Annotated in this window: 18 protein-coding genes; 6 read left to right on the top strand and 12 right to left on the bottom strand. The window is 69.8% G+C overall.

What is annotated here, in order from left to right:
• Positions 1-95: 95 nt before the first annotated feature.
• Positions 96-539, bottom strand: coding sequence for a CBS domain-containing protein (locus GUY59_RS17660; protein ID WP_132334841.1), 444 nt, complete (start codon positions 537-539; stop codon positions 96-98).
• A gap of 241 nt (positions 540-780) precedes the next feature.
• On the opposite strand from GUY59_RS17660, the gene GUY59_RS17665 reads away from it, so the two are divergent.
• Entirely contained in the window at positions 781-2,010 is a 1,230-nt protein-coding gene (locus GUY59_RS17665) for a cation:proton antiporter (RefSeq protein ID WP_138203720.1), read from the top strand.
• A 58-nt stretch (positions 2,011-2,068) separates the two neighbouring features.
• On the opposite strand, the gene GUY59_RS17670 is transcribed toward GUY59_RS17665, so the two are convergent.
• The 7 genes from GUY59_RS17670 to GUY59_RS17700 form a co-directional block, all read right to left on the bottom strand.
• Positions 2,069-4,459 carry a PEP/pyruvate-binding domain-containing protein gene (locus tag GUY59_RS17670; RefSeq protein ID WP_138203719.1) on the bottom strand — a complete coding sequence of 797 codons (2,391 nt, stop codon included), beginning with the start codon at positions 4,457-4,459 and terminating at the stop codon, positions 2,069-2,071.
• Positions 4,365-4,886, bottom strand: coding sequence for a MarR family winged helix-turn-helix transcriptional regulator (locus GUY59_RS17675; RefSeq protein ID WP_138203717.1), 522 nt, complete (start codon positions 4,884-4,886; stop codon positions 4,365-4,367). Before GUY59_RS17675 ends, GUY59_RS17670 begins: the two co-directional genes overlap by 95 nt.
• Positions 4,887-4,953: 67 nt before the next feature.
• Complete coding sequence (locus GUY59_RS17680; protein WP_138203715.1) at positions 4,954-6,510, bottom strand: ABC transporter permease; 1,557 nt, start codon at positions 6,508-6,510, stop codon at positions 4,954-4,956.
• Complete coding sequence (locus GUY59_RS17685) at positions 6,507-7,379, bottom strand: ABC transporter ATP-binding protein (protein WP_138203713.1); 873 nt, start codon at positions 7,377-7,379, stop codon at positions 6,507-6,509. The genes GUY59_RS17680 and GUY59_RS17685 overlap by 4 nt, the downstream gene beginning before the upstream one ends.
• The gene (locus GUY59_RS50750) at positions 7,372-7,971 is read right to left on the bottom strand and encodes a TetR family transcriptional regulator (RefSeq protein WP_442938990.1); all 600 of its coding nucleotides are present in this window, start codon (positions 7,969-7,971) and stop codon (positions 7,372-7,374) included. The genes GUY59_RS17685 and GUY59_RS50750 overlap by 8 nt, the downstream gene beginning before the upstream one ends.
• Positions 7,972-8,343: 372 nt before the next feature.
• A complete protein-coding gene (locus GUY59_RS17695) occupies positions 8,344-8,580 on the bottom strand; it encodes a hypothetical protein (RefSeq protein WP_138203709.1) in 237 nt (78 codons plus the stop codon).
• A gap of 122 nt (positions 8,581-8,702) precedes the next feature.
• Positions 8,703-9,503 carry an SDR family oxidoreductase gene (locus GUY59_RS17700; protein WP_138203707.1) on the bottom strand — a complete coding sequence of 267 codons (801 nt, stop codon included), beginning with the start codon at positions 9,501-9,503 and terminating at the stop codon, positions 8,703-8,705.
• A 252-nt stretch (positions 9,504-9,755) separates the two neighbouring features.
• Here GUY59_RS17700 and GUY59_RS17705 point away from each other — a divergent pair, with 252 nt between their 5' ends.
• From GUY59_RS17705 to GUY59_RS17715, 3 genes are all read left to right on the top strand, one after another.
• The gene (locus GUY59_RS17705) at positions 9,756-10,904 is read left to right on the top strand and encodes a zinc-dependent alcohol dehydrogenase (RefSeq protein ID WP_138203705.1); all 1,149 of its coding nucleotides are present in this window, start codon (positions 9,756-9,758) and stop codon (positions 10,902-10,904) included.
• 189 nt (positions 10,905-11,093) lie between these two features.
• Positions 11,094-11,861 carry an SDR family oxidoreductase gene (locus tag GUY59_RS17710; protein WP_138203703.1) on the top strand — a complete coding sequence of 256 codons (768 nt, stop codon included), beginning with the start codon at positions 11,094-11,096 and terminating at the stop codon, positions 11,859-11,861.
• A gap of 48 nt (positions 11,862-11,909) precedes the next feature.
• The gene (locus tag GUY59_RS17715) at positions 11,910-12,842 is read left to right on the top strand and encodes an RNA polymerase sigma-70 factor (RefSeq protein ID WP_138203701.1); all 933 of its coding nucleotides are present in this window, start codon (positions 11,910-11,912) and stop codon (positions 12,840-12,842) included.
• Between the two features lie 36 nt (positions 12,843-12,878).
• Here the strand turns inward: GUY59_RS17715 and GUY59_RS17720 are convergent, their stop codons facing one another.
• Complete coding sequence (locus tag GUY59_RS17720) at positions 12,879-13,436, bottom strand: dihydrofolate reductase family protein (protein ID WP_138203699.1); 558 nt, start codon at positions 13,434-13,436, stop codon at positions 12,879-12,881.
• A 182-nt stretch (positions 13,437-13,618) separates the two neighbouring features.
• On the bottom strand, positions 13,619-14,203 hold the full coding sequence (locus tag GUY59_RS17725) for a TetR/AcrR family transcriptional regulator (RefSeq protein ID WP_138203697.1): 585 nt from the start codon (positions 14,201-14,203) through the stop codon (positions 13,619-13,621).
• A 121-nt stretch (positions 14,204-14,324) separates the two neighbouring features.
• On the opposite strand from GUY59_RS17725, the gene GUY59_RS17730 reads away from it, so the two are divergent.
• The gene (locus GUY59_RS17730; protein WP_138203695.1) at positions 14,325-15,023 is read left to right on the top strand and encodes an NADPH-dependent F420 reductase; all 699 of its coding nucleotides are present in this window, start codon (positions 14,325-14,327) and stop codon (positions 15,021-15,023) included.
• 54 nt (positions 15,024-15,077) lie between these two features.
• Positions 15,078-15,335 carry a hypothetical protein gene (locus GUY59_RS17735; protein ID WP_138203693.1) on the top strand — a complete coding sequence of 86 codons (258 nt, stop codon included), beginning with the start codon at positions 15,078-15,080 and terminating at the stop codon, positions 15,333-15,335.
• 77 nt (positions 15,336-15,412) lie between these two features.
• Here GUY59_RS17735 and GUY59_RS17740 read toward each other — a convergent pair whose 3' ends face one another.
• Together GUY59_RS17740 and GUY59_RS17745 are read right to left on the bottom strand one after the other, a co-directional pair.
• Positions 15,413-16,441 carry a LysR family transcriptional regulator gene (locus GUY59_RS17740; RefSeq protein ID WP_132334867.1) on the bottom strand — a complete coding sequence of 343 codons (1,029 nt, stop codon included), beginning with the start codon at positions 16,439-16,441 and terminating at the stop codon, positions 15,413-15,415.
• A 32-nt stretch (positions 16,442-16,473) separates the two neighbouring features.
• Positions 16,474-17,604: a CaiB/BaiF CoA transferase family protein gene (locus GUY59_RS17745; protein ID WP_138203691.1), complete on the bottom strand. Its 1,131-nt coding sequence runs from the start codon at positions 17,602-17,604 to the stop codon at positions 16,474-16,476.
• Between the last annotated feature and the right edge of the window lie 2 nt (positions 17,605-17,606).

The following is a 17,606-nucleotide window of genomic DNA, read 5'->3' on the forward strand; positions in this document are numbered from 1 at the left end:
ACCGCCGAGCGCGGCCGCCACCCGGTGGATCTTCTCGGTGGCGATCAGCGCGTAGGCGCACAGGAAAACCGCCACCGCCAGCCATGCGGTGACGCTCACGCGGCCACCGCCCGGTCCAGCAGCGCCTGGAGCGTGACCGCGCCCAGCAACGCACCGTCGCTCACCACGGCCACCAGTGGGCTGTGCGTGCGCGCCATCAGCGCGGCCAGTTCCAGGACCGTGGCGTCGGGAGCGGTGATCGGCAGCTCGCGCGGCTGCGCCGGGAGCGCCTCACGCACGGTCCGGCCGGCCAGCGCGTGCAGGAACCGGTCCGCGTGCGCTTCGTCGACGACCCGCGCCAGCGCCGGATCGTCCTGGCAGTAGCCGGGTACGGCCAGCCGGAGCACCTGCGTGCCCGGCAGGATGGTGACGGGCAACCCGCGGCCGTCGACCACGATGAGGCCGGGCAGGTCCTGCTCGGCGAGGAGCCGGGCGGCGTCGTAGACGGGGGTGTCCACGGTGACGGTCGGAAAATCGCATGCCAAATCGCGTGCGCGCACCTAAGAGCCTCTTTCGTGGTCGGCAATGAGAATCGCCGACCAGACTTCCCGGCACACCTGCCATCAACGTATCAATGATCCGGGAACCGTGCCGATCGGGCACCTGCTCACCGGAGCAGGGGAGCGGACACCGTACTGTGTGCGGAAGTGCGGGGTGTTGACGCGGCTTGATAAGTTTCCCGCAGGTGCGCCGGGAAGTCTGGTCGGCAGTTCTCATTGCCGATCCCGAAGAGGCCGTCTGATGGGTGCGCTGTCACTTGCGTTCGCGGGCATGCTGATGCTGGCCGTGCTGCTGTCCAGTCTGGCGAACCGCACCATCCTGTCCACGGCGGCGCTGTTCCTGGTGGCCGGGTTCCTGCTCGGCGATGGCGCGCTGGGCGTGGTGTCGCTGCAGCCCGGCGACGATCTCGTGGCCACGCTGGCCGAGCTGGCGCTGTTCGCCGTGCTGTTCACCGACGGCATGCGGGTCGGCTGGAAGGATCTGCGCGGCGCGTGGCGTCTGCCCGGTCGAGCTCTGGGATGGGGGCTGCCGCTCACGCTGGCCATCACCGCGCTGGCCGCCCACTACCTGCTCGGTCTCGGGTGGGTCGAGTCGCTGCTGATCGGCGCGATCCTTGCACCGACCGACCCGGTGTTCGCCGCCGCGCTGGTCGGCAACGAGAAGGTGCCACCCCGGCTGCGGCAGCTGCTGAACGTGGAATCGGGCGTCAATGACGGCCTGGCGCTGCCGTTCGTGATGGTGTTCCTGGCCGTCGCGGCCGGCTCGCACGACCTGCACCTGGGCGAGCTCGGTCTCGAACTCGGCCTCGGCATCGTGATCGGGGTGGCCATCCCGTGGCTGGCGATCAAACTGGAGCAGACCCGCTGGTTCTCCGCCTCCACCCAGTACGAGCCACTCAACGGCCTGGCCATCGGCCTGCTGGTGCTGGCGGTGGGCAAGGCCACACACGGCAACCTGTTCCTCGCGGCCTTCGCCGCCGGAGTCACCGTCGCCACCTTCGGCGAGCGCCAGCGCGAGTCGTTCGAGCATTTCGGCGAGCTCATCGCCGAGCTGCTGAAGCTGGGTGCGTTGCTGGTGTTCGGCGCGCTCATCACCCCTGCCCTGCTCGGCTCCGTCGGCTGGCAGGGCTGGGTGTTCGCGATCCTGGCGCTGGTGCTGGCCCGGCCCGTGGCGATCTGGGTGTCGTACCTCGGCTCCGGACTGAGCGTACGTGAGCAGGCCGCGGTGGCCTGGTTCGGCCCCAAGGGGTTCGCCTCCGTCGTCTACGGATTGATCGTCCTGTCCTCCGGCATCGCGGCGGCCGAGAGCGTCTTCCAGTTCGTCGCGGTGACCATCGTCCTGTCGATCGTCCTGCACTCCTCCACCGACATCGTCGTCGCCCGCGGCTTCGACGACGAGCGTGACGTGCCCACCTGGTTCGGCATCGCGCGCCGGCTCCGGGGACGAGCCCAGGAGGACGCCCCGTCATGAGCCCGCGGGCGCCGGGGCGCTGAAGACGGCGTCGCCGCCGCCGTGGCCCGCCCTCGGCTCATCCCTCCTCTATGCGCACGGTGCCCGCGGCGCCGTCGATGGTGATGAGCTGCCCGGTTCTGATCTCGTGGGTGGCGTTGCGCACGCAGATGACGGCCGGGATGCCGTATTCCCTGGCGACGGTCGGGCCGTGCGCGACCGGGGAGCCGGTCTCGGTGACCAGGCCCGCCGTGGTCAGGAAGAGCGGCGTCCAGCCGGGGTCGGTGGTCGGCGCGACGAGGATCTCGCCGGGCTCGATGTGTGCGTCGGCCGGGTCGCGGATCACCCGCGCCCTGCCGGTCGCCCGGCCCGCCGCCCCGGCCATGCCGGTGAGCACTCCGTCCTCCACGGGGCCCTGCGGCGCGAGCGCCTCCACGTCGGTGCCGTCGGACAGCAGGGCTCCGGGTACGGTGAGCCGTCGCAGTTCGCGCTCGTACTCGGCACGCCGCGCCGCGATCACGGGGCGGAGATCCGCGCCGTCCACGGCCTGGCGTGCCTCGGCCAGGTCCAGGAACATGATGTCGTCCGGTCGCTCGAACAACTCCTCGCCCACGAGCAGCAGTTGCTCCCGCGCCGCCCGCAGCGGGATCAGCCAGGCGAACTTGCCGATCTCGCGCAGGCCGGTGAGCTTGCGCGATCTGCGCATGAGGAAGGATGCGATCCTGCCGCGGATCGGCCGCCTGCGTCGGGCGCGCCGCGCCAGCATGGTGAGCATCCGCTCGGCTCTCGCCGCGGCCTGCTCGAACCGCCGGTCCGGTGCCTGGCCGGGGTCGTCCACGCGCAGGTAGTTGGCGATCGTGGAGAACAGCGGGGCCGGGTCCTCCGCCCACCGTGGCATACCGACGTCGATCTCGGCGGCGGCGCGCATACCGTACTTCTCGAGGAACGCGGCCATGCCGATGTCGGGCAGGTCGCCTTCCCGGTAGCGGGCGGCGAGTTCTTCCGAGGGGGTGTTCCCGAACAGGTCGCGGTGCTCGCGCGCCTTCACCGCGAGCTTCCACAGGGCCAGGTCCATCTCTGTGGTCACGTTATACGGCATGCCGCCGAGGACGGTGTCCAGTTCTTCTTCGGTGGCCACGCCCTCAAGCAGGAAGGCCGGAGCCGTGCCGGCGATGATGCCGGCAGCCAGCGGCCAGACGATCCCCTGCATGTCCAGGTTCATGATCGGCTTGTGCGAGTCCTCCATCGCCCAGCGCAACCGTTCGGCGGCGGTCGCGTTCTTCCCGGGCGGGACGGTCAGCCGCCTGACCTTCCGGATGCCGCGGTAGGCCTTGGCCCGCGCGGCGTCCGGCCTCGCCATGGCGGCTGCGAGCCCGGCGACGGCCCTGGGCGCCATCAGCGCCACCGCCTTGATGATCGTGCGCAGGTTGAACGGCAGGCCGGGGCGCGGGGCGAAGCGCGGATCGTGCATGGTCCGCCGCACGGCGCTCTGTACCCGCGGACCGTACACCTCCAGTGAAACTCCGAGCCGCTCGCGGATCGCCTTGTTCCGCAGGAAGTCGGTCAGGTCGAAGAAGAGCCTGCCGCCGATCGGGACTATCCGGGGCAGTGGATCACGCCGATCGACTTTCGCGCCGACCGCTTCGAACCACGGGGCGGCGCCGGCCTTGAGCATCGACACCCCCATCGGGGTCATCGGCCGCAACATGCCCTGGATGTGACCGAACTCCAGGTAGAGCCGGGCATCGTCGGTCGCCGGTGGCGCCGGGAACAGCGTCGTGATCGGACGGGACTGCAGTAACCACAGCGCGCCGTCCCGATCGATGGCCCACTCGATGTCCTGCGGCGAGCCGAAGTGCTCCCGCAACCGCAGCCCTGCCGTGCGCAGGTCCTCCAGCCAGCCGTCCTGGGCGGCGTCGTCGTCGAACTCGTGGTGGTCGGGCACCACGGTGCCGTCGACGATCGCGGTGCCGAGTCCTTGTGCGGCGTCGACGACCATCTGGGTGCGACGCCCGGTGATCGGGTTGGCCGTGAACAGCACACCGGCCCGCTCGGGGTCGACCATCCGCTGCACCACGACGGCCATCGCAGCGTCCTGGATGCCGGCGTTGGCCCGGTAGGCCACGGCGCGCTCGGTGTGCAGGGAGTCCCAGCAGCGGCGGACCGCGTCGATCAGCGCCTCTCCGCCCTCGACGTTGAGGTAGGTGTCCTGCTGCCCGGCGAAACTGGCCTCGGGGAGATCTTCGGCGGTGGCGCTCGAGCGCACCGCCACCTTGCCGCCGCCGAGTCGCTCGTAGGCGTCGACCAGCTCCTCCTCCGGGACCTCTCTCGCTCCATAGGCTTCGACGGTCACGCAGAAGCCGTCGGGGACCCGCTCACCGGCCTGGATCATCTCCCCGAGCCCGGCTGCCTTGCCGCCCACCAGGTCGATCATCGAGGCGTCGATCTCCGACAGCTTGATCAGCTTCATCCCGTACCTTTCTTGCAGCCTTGGCGAAAAGCTCCAGCGCCTGGAGCACGATCTGCGCCTCCTCTTCGGTGAAGTGCTCCCAGAGCCACATCTGCGCATCGACCCTGAGCCGGCGAATCCGTTGCAGCAACGCGGTGCCCTGCGCACTCACCCGGATCCTGCGAGCGCGGCGATCCCGCTCGTCCTCGTACCGCTCCACGAGCCCGCGCCGCACCAGCCCATCGACGATCCGGCTGGTCCGCGATTCCGAACGGCCGATCAACGCGGCCAGCTCCTTGACCGTGGGCTCCTCGCCACGGTCAAGGACGTGCAACATGACGTTGTCGATCAGCCGCAGGTCGTCTTCTTCATGGACGTGCAACAGCGAGGGCAGCAGGTCGCGCTGCATCGCGGCGAGCAACTGCTCGATGTGGTCGCGTCTGTTCATCTGCTTTTCCGCATTAGATGCTGATAAGCAGGCAAATTAGCACGGATGCGTGCACCCGTACATGGAGTCACACGGTCAGATCGCGGTGGCGCAGGCCGTACAAGCCCGTCGCGGTGAAGCCGGCGGCCACGAGCGTAAGCCCGAGCAGCGTGCCCGGTCCCGGGTCGGCCAGGGTCGAGTAATGGACGTGCGCTAGCGGGGAGACCATGAAGAACGCGTCGCTCAGAAGCCCGACCTCCCAGCCGACCTCCACAGCGATGGCCAGCACCAAAGCCGTCCATCCCACGACCGCCCCGGCCCGCCGGAACAGCCCGAACGCCGCCACGGCGATCCCGGCCATCACCCAGATGGCGGGAAGAAGGAGCGTGGTGATGGCCAAGCCGCCGGCCACGTCCCCGCTGCCGAGGCTCAACCCGAGGCCGGCGGTCACCAGAACGGCGACGGGCACCCCCACCGCGAACACAAGATGGCTGACCACCCAGCGGGCCCGGCTCACGGGGCCGGCCAAGAGCAATTCCGTGGCCTCATCGCCGCGCAGGCGCAGCACCGTCATGATCGCGTACAGGGAGACGGAGTACATCGCCAGCTTGTACACGACGAGGCGGAAGAATATCTCCGTGGGATCATCGGTCCCCGTCCGCTCGGCCCAGAAGTCCAGCGCGCCGCTTCGGCCGAACGTTTCGATGGCGGTTTGCCCGCCCAACCCGATCGCCGCACCGATGAAGGCGGCACCCGCGATCCACGCCAGCGCCATGCCCCGGTGCATCCGCCACGCCAGGCCGAGCGGCCCGCGCAGGCTGTTCGGCGCATGGGCGGGGCCCGGCCTTGGCGGCACGAGGCCGGCGGCGATGTCCCGGCGGGCCGACAGCACGTAGGCCACCATGATCAAGGCCGTGACGAACGCCGCGACCAGCATGAACACCCACCACTGCTCGCCGCCGAAGGCGTGGGCGCGCAGGATCCAGCCGCTCGGCATGAGCCAGCCCAGCCATTCCATGCCGGGGCCGCCCACGTCGCTGACGCCGCGGACCAGGTACGCCCCGAAGAACACGGTGAAGGCCCAGGCTCCGGCCAGCCGAGCGCTCTGGGTCATCTGCACGGCCACCGCGGCCAGCGCGGCCCCGGCCCAGCCGCCCGACGCGGCCATCAGCCCCCAGGCGAGGGACCCGGCCAGGGGAAGGCCGGCGCTCACGCCGACCATGGCGATCAGCGCGGCCAGCACCAGGTTCGCGCCCAGCACCACGGTGAGAGCGGCGGTCAGCGGCGCATGCCGCCCCACGGCGGCCGACCCGACGAGCTCGCGCCTCCCTTGCTCCTCGTCGGAGCGGGTGTGCTTGACCAGCAGGATGACACTGGCCAGGGCAGCGAAGATCATGGTGGCGGCGCCCCGCTGCTGAGCGGCGACCGCACCCAGGCTGTCGCCGTACGCCGGCCCTTGCATCAGAAGGATCACGGGGTTGGCCGCGACCTCGTTGACGTAGTGCAGGCGTGCTTCGGGAGCCGGAAGCAACTGGCGGATGGTGGCCACCGTGGTCGCGACGAAGAGAGTGACCAACACGATCCACAGCGGCTGCCAGACGCGGTCACGGCGCAGGATCAGCCGGATCAGTGCCGCGGTGTTCATCGGTAGTGCCTCATGAACAGTTCCTCGAGGGTGGGGGGCTGGGCGGTGATGTCGCGCACGCCGTACTGCGTCAGCCGGGCCAGCACCTCGCCGATGTGGTCGCTGTCGGCCTGGAAACGTACGCGGCCGCCGTCCGTGCTGAGGTCGTGGACATGGGGCAGGCCGTCAGCCGGAACCCTGGCCAGCTCCGCCGTGATCGAGATGCGGGTGAGGTGGCGCAACTGTGCGAGCGTGCCGGCCTCGACGATCCGGCCGTCCCGGATGATGCTCACCCGGTCGCAGAGTGCCTCGACCTCGGCGAGGATGTGGCTGGAGAGCAGGACCGTACGGCCGGCGCGCCGCTCTTCGGTGATGACCTCGCGGAAGACCGCTTCCATCAGCGGATCGAGACCGGAGGTCGGCTCGTCCAGCAGCAGTAATTCAACCTGGGAGGCGAGTGCGGCGACCAGTGCGACCTTCTGCCGGTTGCCCTTGGAGTAGGTCCGGGCCTTCTTGCGCGGATCCAGGGCGAAGCGCTCGATCAGCTCGTCGCGCCGCTTGGCGTCGGTGCCTCCGCGCAGACGGCCGAGCAGGTCGATCACCTCGCCGCCGGACAGGCTCGGCCACAGGGTGACGTCGCCGGGGACGTACGCGAGCCGCCGGTGCAACTCGACGGCGTCGGCCCAGGGATCGCCGCCCAGCAGCCGTACCTCGCCGGCATCCTTGCGCAGCAGGCCGAGCAGGATGCGGAGGGTCGTGCTCTTACCGGCGCCGTTCGGGCCGAGGAACCCGTGCACCTCTCCTTCCCGCACGGTCATGTCCAGGCCGTCCAGCGCGCGGACCCGGCCGAAGTGCTTGATCAGCTGATGGATCCGGACCACATCAGGCATCGGGGCGCTCCTTCATGTGAAGGTCGGTGACGGCCTGACGGAGCCGGTCGCCCTGCTGAGCGGTGATCCACTCGCCCATGTGGGCGTAGACATCGACCAGGGCGGTGCCGATCAGGCTGGAGTTCGCGCGCTGCAGCACATCGACGCCGAGCCGCCGGGACAGATGGTCGTGCAGCACGATCGTGCCCAGATGCATCGCCGCCATCACGACGGCCCGCTCACGAACCTTCGCTTCGCCGGGCGGGAACTCATCGGGCCAGGTCGCCGCGAAGAACCGCTCGGCGACCTCGGAGCCTTCGTCGAACAACGCAGCCGCCACCGGCGAGCCCTCGACCAGGGCCCGAGCGAGATAACGCACGCTGAGTTCGCTCGCGTCGTACATCCCCCGCAGGAACTCGGGGCTGACGTGGGCCGCTTCCTGGACCTCGCCGGCGGCGCCCAGGATCACGTCGCGGACATGCCGGTCGCACGCCTCGCGAAGCCCGTCCTTGGAGCCGAAATGGTGCTGTACCAGGCCGACGGAGACGCCCGCGGCGGCGGCGACGGCCTTCATCGTCGCGCCTTTGAAGCCGCGCTCGGCGAACTCGGCCAAGGCGGCGTCCCGGATCCGCGCGCGGGCGGTCAGATCTTCGGGCGGCCGATCAGGTGATGAATGCATACCTTGAGACTATATGAACATATGGTTTCCTGAAAGTACGTATGGCCACGGTGCTTGCTGTCGGTGGGGGATGTACCGCGCCGTCTGTTCCGGACCCGGCATGGGGTCGCCGTTCTTGTGAACTCCCGTGCCGCCCGCCCTCGGCGAGCAGCAACACCAGAGCGACGACCCAGCCCCTTCTCATACCTCTTGCGATCATTTTCAGCGCGCGGTTCACGCGCCGACTGTGCGCCTGCCTGGGCGGCACCACTCAGAACGGCGGAGATACCCGCCGGGAGCGCGCCTGATGGGTCTCCGTACGCGGCGTCATCCGGCCAGGCGTCGGCGCAGGAAGTCCTTGCCCTGCTCGGCTCCCTTACGGCTTTCGGCCTGAGCCCGGCGGAAGAACTCGGTCAGCTCCCCATCCCCGGCACGTTCGGCGTCGGCGATGTAATTCTCCAGTCGCAGCACGTTGCTCAGGCACTGCTCGACGAACCAGATCAGGTTGTAGTCCTTGTCCTTGGTTCCGGTGACGCCGCCGGTCTCCTGCTGTGTCGGATCCATCTGCTTTTCCTCGCCTTGGACGGTCGGTCGCTTGCGCCGGCCGTCCCTCTCGACGGCCGGTCCGCTCTGTCCCTTCCCGGAGTACGCGCTCCATGCGTGCTCTTCGGGAGGGCTTCACGTGTTCATCGGATGCGCCAGTCGTTCGAGTCGAGGGCACCGGCGGCCTGCGGGCCCATCAGGCCCAGTCCACCGTCGACGAACACGGTCGTTCCGGTGACGTACGACGCGCCGGGAGAGACGAGGAAGGCCACGACGGCGGCGACCTCACGGGCGTCACCCGGCCGGGGAACGGGATACCCCCGCCTGCTGCCCGTCTGCGGCGGCATGTCCTCCTGCCCCGTCATCGGCGTGGCGATCTCGCCCGGCGCCACCGTGTTGACGGTGATGCCGTGCTCGGCCACCTCCAGCGCCAGGACGCGGCTGAACATGCGCAGCCCGCCCTTGGCCGCGCAGTACGGGCCCGCACCCACCTTCGGGTACTCCTCGTGAACACTGGTCACGTTGACGATGCGGCCGCCCCTCCCCGATGCGACCATGCGCTTGGCCGCTCTCTGGGCACACAGGAAGGCACCGTCCAGGTCCACCGCCAGCACCGACCGCCAGCGCTGGTAGCCCATTTCGAGCAGCGGCTCACTGGTGCCCGTGCCCGCGTTGTTGACCAGCACGCCGAGCCCGCCCAGTTCGTCGGCCAACTCGTCGACGACTCCCGCGGCCTTTTCAGGATCGGTCAGGTCGTGCCTGCGCACCGCCGCCTTCCGGCCCTGCCCACGTACGAGGTCCGCGGTCCTCTCAGCGCCTTCACGGTCGCCGTGGTAGGTGATGCCGACCTCGAACCCCTGCTCGGCCAGCGCCACGGCGGTGGCCTTGCCGATGCCGGAGTCGGCTCCCGTGATGATCGCCACCTCGTCGTATCCGTCGCTCATGGCCCTCCTCGTGCCGGATCTCCCGAGCGTCTTCTTCGCGATCGCGGGGTCGCCTCCCGAATCGAGAGACGCCAGATACCCGGGTACGCCATGGCCAAACAGGTGAGGGCAGGACCGAGCGGCACACATCGCTGAAGGGGCGGCGGGCCTCACTCGAAAGTGGCCCCATCCGTTGTCGATCCGTTCCATTCCCTTCCTCGGGGGCACGGGGGACGTAGTCCACGACATCGACCCCGGACAAGGGAACAGATCATGAAGGCAGTCGTCTGGCACGACACCGGCAAGATAGCGGTCGAACAGGTCCCGGATCCGCAGATCCGCGATCCGCAGGACGCGATCGTCCGGATCACGACCAGCGCCGTGTGCGGCACTGACCTGCACTGCGTCCGCGGCACCATGCCCGGCATGGTGCCCGGCACCATTCTGGGTCACGAGGCGGTGGGGGTGGTGGAGGAGACCGGGCCCCAGGTGCGCAACTTCAACCCGGGGGACCGCGTCGTGGTGTGCTCGACCATCGCGTGCGGGCACTGCTCTTACTGCCGGGCCGGCTACTACGCCCAATGCGATGTGGCCAACCCCAACGGCTCCCAAGCCGGTACGTCGTTCTTCGGCGGACCGCAGTCCACCGGACCGTTCGACGGGCTGCAGGCCGAGCGTGCGCGCATCCCGTACGCCCACACCGGCCTGGTCGCCATCCCTCCGGGCGTCAGCGACGAGCAGGCCATCATGGTGAGCGACATCTTCCCCACAGGCTGGTTCGGCGCTCGCCTCGCCGAGGTGGGCCCTGGCGACGTGGTCGTGGTGCTGGGAGCGGGACCGGTAGGACAGCTGGCCGCGCTGTCGGCCCGCATCCAGGGCGCCGGACGGGTGCTGATCGTCGACGGCAACGCCGACCGCCTGGAGACGGCTCGGATGCAGAACGCGGAGACCATCGACTTCAACGCCGAGGATCCCGTACTGGCCGTCAAGGAGCTGACGGGCGGGATCGGGGCCGACCGCGTGATCGACGCCGTCGGCGTGGACGCGGAGAGCCCCGCGCGTGAGCATCAGCCCGGCGGCCAGGACGATGCCTGGGTCCCGGGCGACGCGCCCGCGCAGGCGTTGCGCTGGGCGGTGGACATGGCGGACAAGGCCGGCACGATCGGCATCATCGGCGTCTACCCGCCTGGCTTCGAGAGCTTCCCGCTGGGCACGGCCATGAACCGCAACCTGACCATCAAGGCGGGCAACTGCAACCACCGGCGCTACGCCCCCGGCCTGCTTAGCAGGATCGCCAAGGGTGGCGCCGACCCCACCACGGTCCTCACCCAGCAGGAGAGCCTGCCCACGGTGATCGACGCCTATCAGGCCTTCGACCGCCGAGAACCAGGCTGGACGAAGGTGACCCTCGAACTCGGCTGATGCCGTACGAAGGAGAAAGGAAGCCGCAGACCGGACCCGCGCGTCGGCACCGATGAAGGGCGGCTTCTGTGACCAGCCGGTCCGCGCGATGTTTTCTTCGCCGCATGTCAGGGATGGCGGGGCTGTCTCGTCTCAGATATCGACACCACGTTCTGCGAAGAACACCCCACCTGTAGCGAGGAGCCGGTCATGAGCGAGCAGACCCTACATCCGAAGATCGCGCTGGTCACCGGGGCGAACAAGGGGATCGGCCGGGCGGCCGCCGATCAGCTTGCCGCGCTGGGCATGACGGTCCTCATCGGGGTCAGGGAGCCGCGGCGCGGCGAGGAGGCCGCTGCGACGCTGCGCGCGTCAGGCGGCGACGTGCACGCGGTCACCTTGGACGTCACCGACCAGGCCTCCGTCCGGGCGGCCGCGAGGTGGGTCGGCGAGCGCTTCGGCCACCTCGACGTGCTGATCAACAACGCCGGCATCACCGGCTCCGGGAATGTCTCGCCTGAACACGCCCACGATCAGATCCCGAGCTCCGTCGACCTGGATATGGTCCGGGCGGTGTTCGAGACCAACGTCTTCGGGGTGATCGCGGTGACCAACGCCATGCTGCCACTGCTGCGCCGGTCACCGGCACCGCGCATCGTCAACGTCAGCAGTCACGCGGCGTCGCTGACCCTGACCAGCGACCCGGACGGGCCGTTCGCGGCACTGCTGCCGTCGGCCGCGTACACACCCTCCAAGTCCGCGCTGAGCGCCCTGACCGTGCAGTACGCCAATGAGCTGCGCAAGGATGGCATCCTCGTCAACGCCGCCGCCCCCGGCTATGTCGACACCGACAGCAACAACCACACCGGGCACCTGACCCCCGCACAGGGCGCCACGGTCTTGGTGCGCCTGGCCACGCTCGGCGGGGATGGGCCGACAGGTGGGTTCTTCAGCGTGGACGGCCCGTTGCCCTGGTGATGGTGGCCAGGCGACCTGTGGGCGGCGGCGGTTGAAGGAGGAGATGGCTTGACCAAGACCGAAGAGTTCCAGGAGCTGCGGCCGCTGCTGTTCGCGATCGCCTACCGGATTCTGGGCAGTGTCGGTGAGGCCGAGGACGCGGTCCAGGAGACCTGGCTGCGGTACCGGGCATCCCCGGTCCAGCCCGCGTCGGCCAAGGCGTTCCTGTCGACCGTGGTCACCCGGATCTCGGTCGACGTGCTGCGCTCGGCCCGCGTCCGGCGGGAGGCGTACGTCGGGCCGTGGCTCCCCGAGCCGTTGCTGACCGATCCCTACCAGGACCCGGCGCGCTCGGCGGAGCTGGCCGACTCGGTCTCGATGGCCGCCCTGCTTCTGCTGGAACGGCTCACCCCGCTCGAACGCGCGGTCTTCGTGCTTCGGGAAGTGTTCGCCTTCGGCTTCCCGGACATCGCCGCCGCCGTGGGCCGATCGGAGGCGGCGTGCCACCAGCTCGCGGCGCGGGCGCGACGTCACATGGACGCGGGCCGGGCCCGTTTCGAGGTCGGTCGGAGGGAGCGCGAGGATCTCGCCGAACGCTTCTTCGAAGCCTTCAGGAAAGGTGACGTCGACGAGCTGGTCAAGCTGCTGGCGGCCGACGTCACCGTGATCGGCGACAGTGGCGGCAAGGCCCCTCAGTGGCAGCCCGTCATCGTCGGTGCCGAGAACGTGGCCCGGATGCTCGCGACGTTCGTCCCGTTGGCCGTCAGGAGCGGCTGCATCGTAGCGTCGCAACAGGTCAACGGTCAGCCGGGCGCGGTCTTCCGCGACCGGGACGGCCAGGTCCTCAGCACCTGGGCGCTCGACGTCCTCGACGGGCAGGTCCAGACAATCAGTACGGTGAACAACCCAGAGAAGCTCGGGCACGTCGGTCCCGTGGCGGACGCCTGGGCGGCCCTCCGCGGGGCGAGTCAGCCACCTCGGCCCATGGACGAGCCGAAGTAACACCCGGCACCAGTGGTTCGTACGCGCGACCGGACGTCAGCGGGTCCGGTAGCGCGCGTAGATGAGTCCGCTGTCGAAGGCACGCTCCTCGACCAGTTCGAGATCGAGGCGCACGCCGTCGGGGAAGAACCGCTTGCCACCGCCGACCACGCTCGTGGTGATGAACAGGTGGTACTCGTCCACCAGGCCGGCCGCGATCGCCTGGGCCGCGAGATTCGGGCCGTCGACGGTGAGGTCGTGATCGGCCTCGGCCTTGAGCCTGCGCACCGCGTCCGGGTCGAAGGTGCGCTCCAACCTGGTCTTCGCGCTGGACACCGACTCCAGTGTCGTGGAGTACACGATCTTCTCCGCGGCCTGCCAGTCGCGGGCGTACTGCAGGATGTGTGGTGGCTGGTCGGGCTCGGTGTGCGCGGTCTCCCAGTAGACCATCGTCTCGTACATGCGTCGGCCGTAGAGGTAGGTGCCGACGGGGCGGAAGAGGTCGTTGATGAAGGTGTGCACCTCCTGGTCGTCGGCCCCGGTGCCGAGGTCGCCCTCCGCTGCCTCGGCGTAGCCGTCGAGCGAGGTGACCATCGAGTAGATGAGCTTGGCCATGCGTCTCCTTCGGGTACGAGCGTGTCAGTCCGCGGCGGTCTCGCAGGGTATGACCTCCGCACGACCTGAAACTCATCGCTCGGCCGGATCCGCGATCGTCGGATCCCGGGCCCGGGCACGTGACACGCGACATGCGCCGGCTGGCTGGAGCCGCGGCCGCGCAGGGATTTCGCTCGCCGCGCTCACTTCTGGGCTTTGATGCCGTCCAAGGCCATGGCGAGCACCCGGTCGCGCTGCGCCTCCTGGACGAAGTTCGCTCCGCTGACACCGTTGACCAGGAACAGAACGTCGTCGAAGCTCACGTCGTCCCGGGCCTTGCCCGCGCCCTGGGCGCGCTCGAGCAGCGGCCGACCGGCCGCGTGGATCATGTCGCGGCCGGTCACGAACATTTCCTCGCGGTGCGCGACGGCGTCGTAGATGGCCTTCTTGGTGGTCGCGTAGCTGACGAACTGGCGCAGCCAGCTTTCCAGGGCGTCCCACGGTTCGAGGTCGCCCAACTCGGCTGCCATGCGGGCCAGGGACTCCACCTCATCCAGGTAGACGGCCTCGAACAGGTGCTGGCGGGTGGGGAAGTTGCGGTAGAGCGTCGCGATGTTGACCCCAGCCTGGCGGGCGATCCCCTCAAGCGAGGCGCCGGAGCCCTCGGCGCCGAACGCCTCACGGGCGGCGTCGAGCAAGGCGTCGAAGTTGCGGCGTGCGTCGGCGCGCGCAGGCCGGCGCACGGTGAGACCCGGTTCGGCTCGCGTGCCGGGCTCGGTGGCACCCACTCACATACCTCTTTCTGCGACACCGACCTTGCTAAGCGAAGGGGGGACTGCGTTAAAGTCAAGGCATGCCTTCGCTTGTGTGGAGGACCTTCCCGACAGTATCCCGAACCGGCAGGAGACCATGACTACCATCGGCTTCATCGGCAGCGGAAACATCGGCAGCACACTCGCCCGCCTCGGGGTCGACGCCGGCCACGACGTCGTCCTCAGCAACAGCCGCGGCCCGGAGACCTTGCAGAGTCTGGTCGCACGGCTCGGCCCGCGCGCCCGTGCGGCGACCCCTTCCGAGGTCGCGACCGTCGGCGACATCGTCGTGGTGTCCATCCCGATCAGGGCCTACCGGCAGGTCCCCGCGGACGCCCTCCAGGGCCGGGTCGTCATCGACACCCTCAACTACGACCCCGCCCGGCAGGGCAGCGTCCCCGAGATCGACGCCGGTGACACCCCCGCCCATCTCCTGCTCCAGGCCCACCTGACCGGCTCAAGCGTCGTCAAGGCGTTCAGCAACATCTTCTTCAAGCACCTGGCCACCCTGGGACGCCCGGCCGGCGCCCCGGACCGCACCACCCTGCCGATCGCCGGCGACGACGCAGCCGCCAAGCAAGCGGTCGCCACCCTGATCGACTCGCTCGGCTATGACACGTACGACGTGGGCCCGCTCGCCGAGAGCCGCCGATTCGCGCCGGGCACACCCGCCCAGCACGCCTACCTCGACCCGGCCGGAATGTTCGCCGCCCCCGGCCGCCCCGCGTCCGCGGACGACCTCACCAAGCTCCTCACCGCTCGGGCCGCATCGCCAGAAGGGACGGCGAACCGATGACCCAGCCCGTCAACCAGCAGGCAGCGACGCCCATCACCGCTTCGCGGCTTCTTCATGTCGACAACGGCCGGCCGGGCCGGTTTCGCCGAGCGCCTCAGCCGCCAGGGACGGCTGCGCAGGTTCCTGTCGGCGCACGCCTTCACCGTCTACGTCATCCAGCCGCCCGTCCTGGTCGCCCTGGGCTACGCCCTGAGCGGCGTGGAGGCGCCCGCGATCGCCAAGGCCGCGCTGCTCACCGCCATCGGACTGGCACTGTGCTGGGCGACCGCGTACGTGGTGCGCGCCCTGCCGGGCGCCAAGAAGGTGCTGTAGACCCGTAAGAAGGGGCGACGGCCGGCGACATGCCATCGCCCCCACCCCGCCCAATGCTCGGCCCCGGAGGGCACGGGTCAGGAGTTCTGCGGCCGCAGCGGTGTGGAGGCGAAGGGCGTCATCGGCTGCTCAGGGGTCTCCTCCAGCCGTTGATAGGCGGCTTCGATCACGTTGTCGGCGTCGATGGACGCCTCCAGCAGCGACATGCCCCGGTCGGTGCGTCTGGTCACGGCCCGCCGCCAGCGGTCGAGGTTCTCCCTGCTGAGTTCGAGGAACCGGCGGGCCGGTATCGACAGGGGGGAGGTCGAGGTGATGGCGTAGATCGCCCGTACGGCCAGCGGTTCGATCATGCGCAGGCTCGCTCCTCTGCGTCGAGCGTCCAGGGCCTGGCGCATCGGCAGGACAGCGGCTCCGGCGCCGGCGACGATCAGCGGCACCAGTCCGGCGGGTTCGCTGACATCGACGACGACGGTGGGTTCGACGCCGATGGAGTCGAGGTACGCACGCCCGAATCCCCGGTCGACGATCATGGGCAGGCCGTCGAGCATGGTGGCCGGGATCGGGTCGGGAAACTCGGCGCGCCAACTGGGCGGCAGCGCCAGCACGACCTCGCCCTCCCCGATGCGGAAGCAGTCGATTCCCTGCCGGGACACGGGCGCGACCGCATAGGCGAGCTCAGCCTCGCCCGACCTGATCAGGTGGACGATCTCGTCGGTGTCGCCGTCGTGCTGCTTGAGCCGGACCGTGAACCCGGGATGCTGGCGGCGGAAGTGACCTACCCACGCGGCCAGGAAGTTGGACGTGAGGGAGGTGGAGATCGCCAGGTCGACCCGTCCGCGTTCGAGCCCCCGATACCCCTCGGCGACCTGGCGGGCATGATGCAGGTCGCGGACGACCTGGCGGGCAGGCCCGACGAGTGCCTCACCGGCCGGGGCGAGCACCAGTCCGCGCCCGACCCGGCGGAACAGTTCCACGCCGAGGTCGCTCTCCAGGCGGCGGATGATCTGTGACAGGGACGGTTGTGCCAGGTAGAGCGCGGAGGCGGCCCGGGTGATGCTGCCCTGGTCGACGACGGCGAGGAAGCATTCGAGCTCGCGGACGTTCATGATGCGATCCAATGTGCGCCCTGCTCACCAGGTCAAGCGCCGCGCCAGCCGGGCTCACCCGAGTCGGCCCCGGCGTGGGGCACCGCCTGGTCCGCCTCGACGGTGACACCGTCGAGGGTGAAGGGCAGCGAGGGAACGGTGTAACGGTCACCGTCCGGCCCGACGCCCGTGGTCAGGACTCCGCTGGCACGCACGTCCGGAGCCTCGGCCACGTCGTGGTAGGTGCGCACCTCCGCCGCGACGATGCCGTGGTCGGCCAGCATCGCGAGGCACTCCTCGGTCCGCAGGACGCCGAGGGCCTGCGAGATCTCCGCCAGGAGCGCCTCCCGGTTGGCGACCCGGGCGGGATTGTCGGCGAAGCGAGGGTCGTCGAGCATCCACTTCCTGTCGATGAGCCGGCACAGCCGCGCGAAACGATCGGCGGTGTAGGCGGACAACACGATGGTCCCGTCGGCGGTGCGTACCAGGTCGGCGGCGGGAGCGACGGTCGCCTGGCCGTTGCCCTTGCGCCGCGGCTCCTGGCCGGAGGCGTGCCATTCGCCCCACATCGCCGACTGAAGGTGGATCGCGGCGTCCAGCAGCGAGACCTCGGCGACCCCGCCCTCGCCGGTGCGCTCCCGGCGCAGGAGCGCGGCGAGGACGACCTGGACGACCGCGTAGCTGGCGGCCACGTCGGCGATGGGGAAGCCGACCCGGAGCGGATCACCGTCGAGCTCGCCGTTGATCGCCATCAGCCCGCTCTCGGCCTGCGCGGCGATGTCGAGGCCGGCCCGGTTCGCCGAGGGGCCTCGGGAGCTGAAACCACGGATCGAGACGTGAACGAGCCTGGGGTTGACCTGCCGCAGGTCGTCGGCACCGAGACCGAGGCGGGACAGCGCGTCCGCCCGTAGGTTCTGCACGAGGACGTCCGCCCCGGCGACCAGATCCAGGGCGGTCTGCCTGTCGCCGGCCTGCTTGAGGTCGAGCACGATCGAGCGTTTGCCGCGGTTGTAGGCCAGGACGATGCCCTCGCCGTACGCGCCGATGCCGCGTGCCTGGTCGCCGGCGGGCGGCTCGACCTTGATGACCTCGGCGCCGAGGTCGGACAGCATCTGGGTCGCCGCGGGCGCGGCGATGTAGTGGCCGAACTCGACGACGCGAACTCCCTCAAGAGGGGGAATCATGC

Source organism: Nonomuraea sp. K271, from assembly GCF_009908215.1.
Lineage (GTDB): Bacteria > Actinomycetota > Actinomycetes > Streptosporangiales > Streptosporangiaceae > Nonomuraea > Nonomuraea longispora.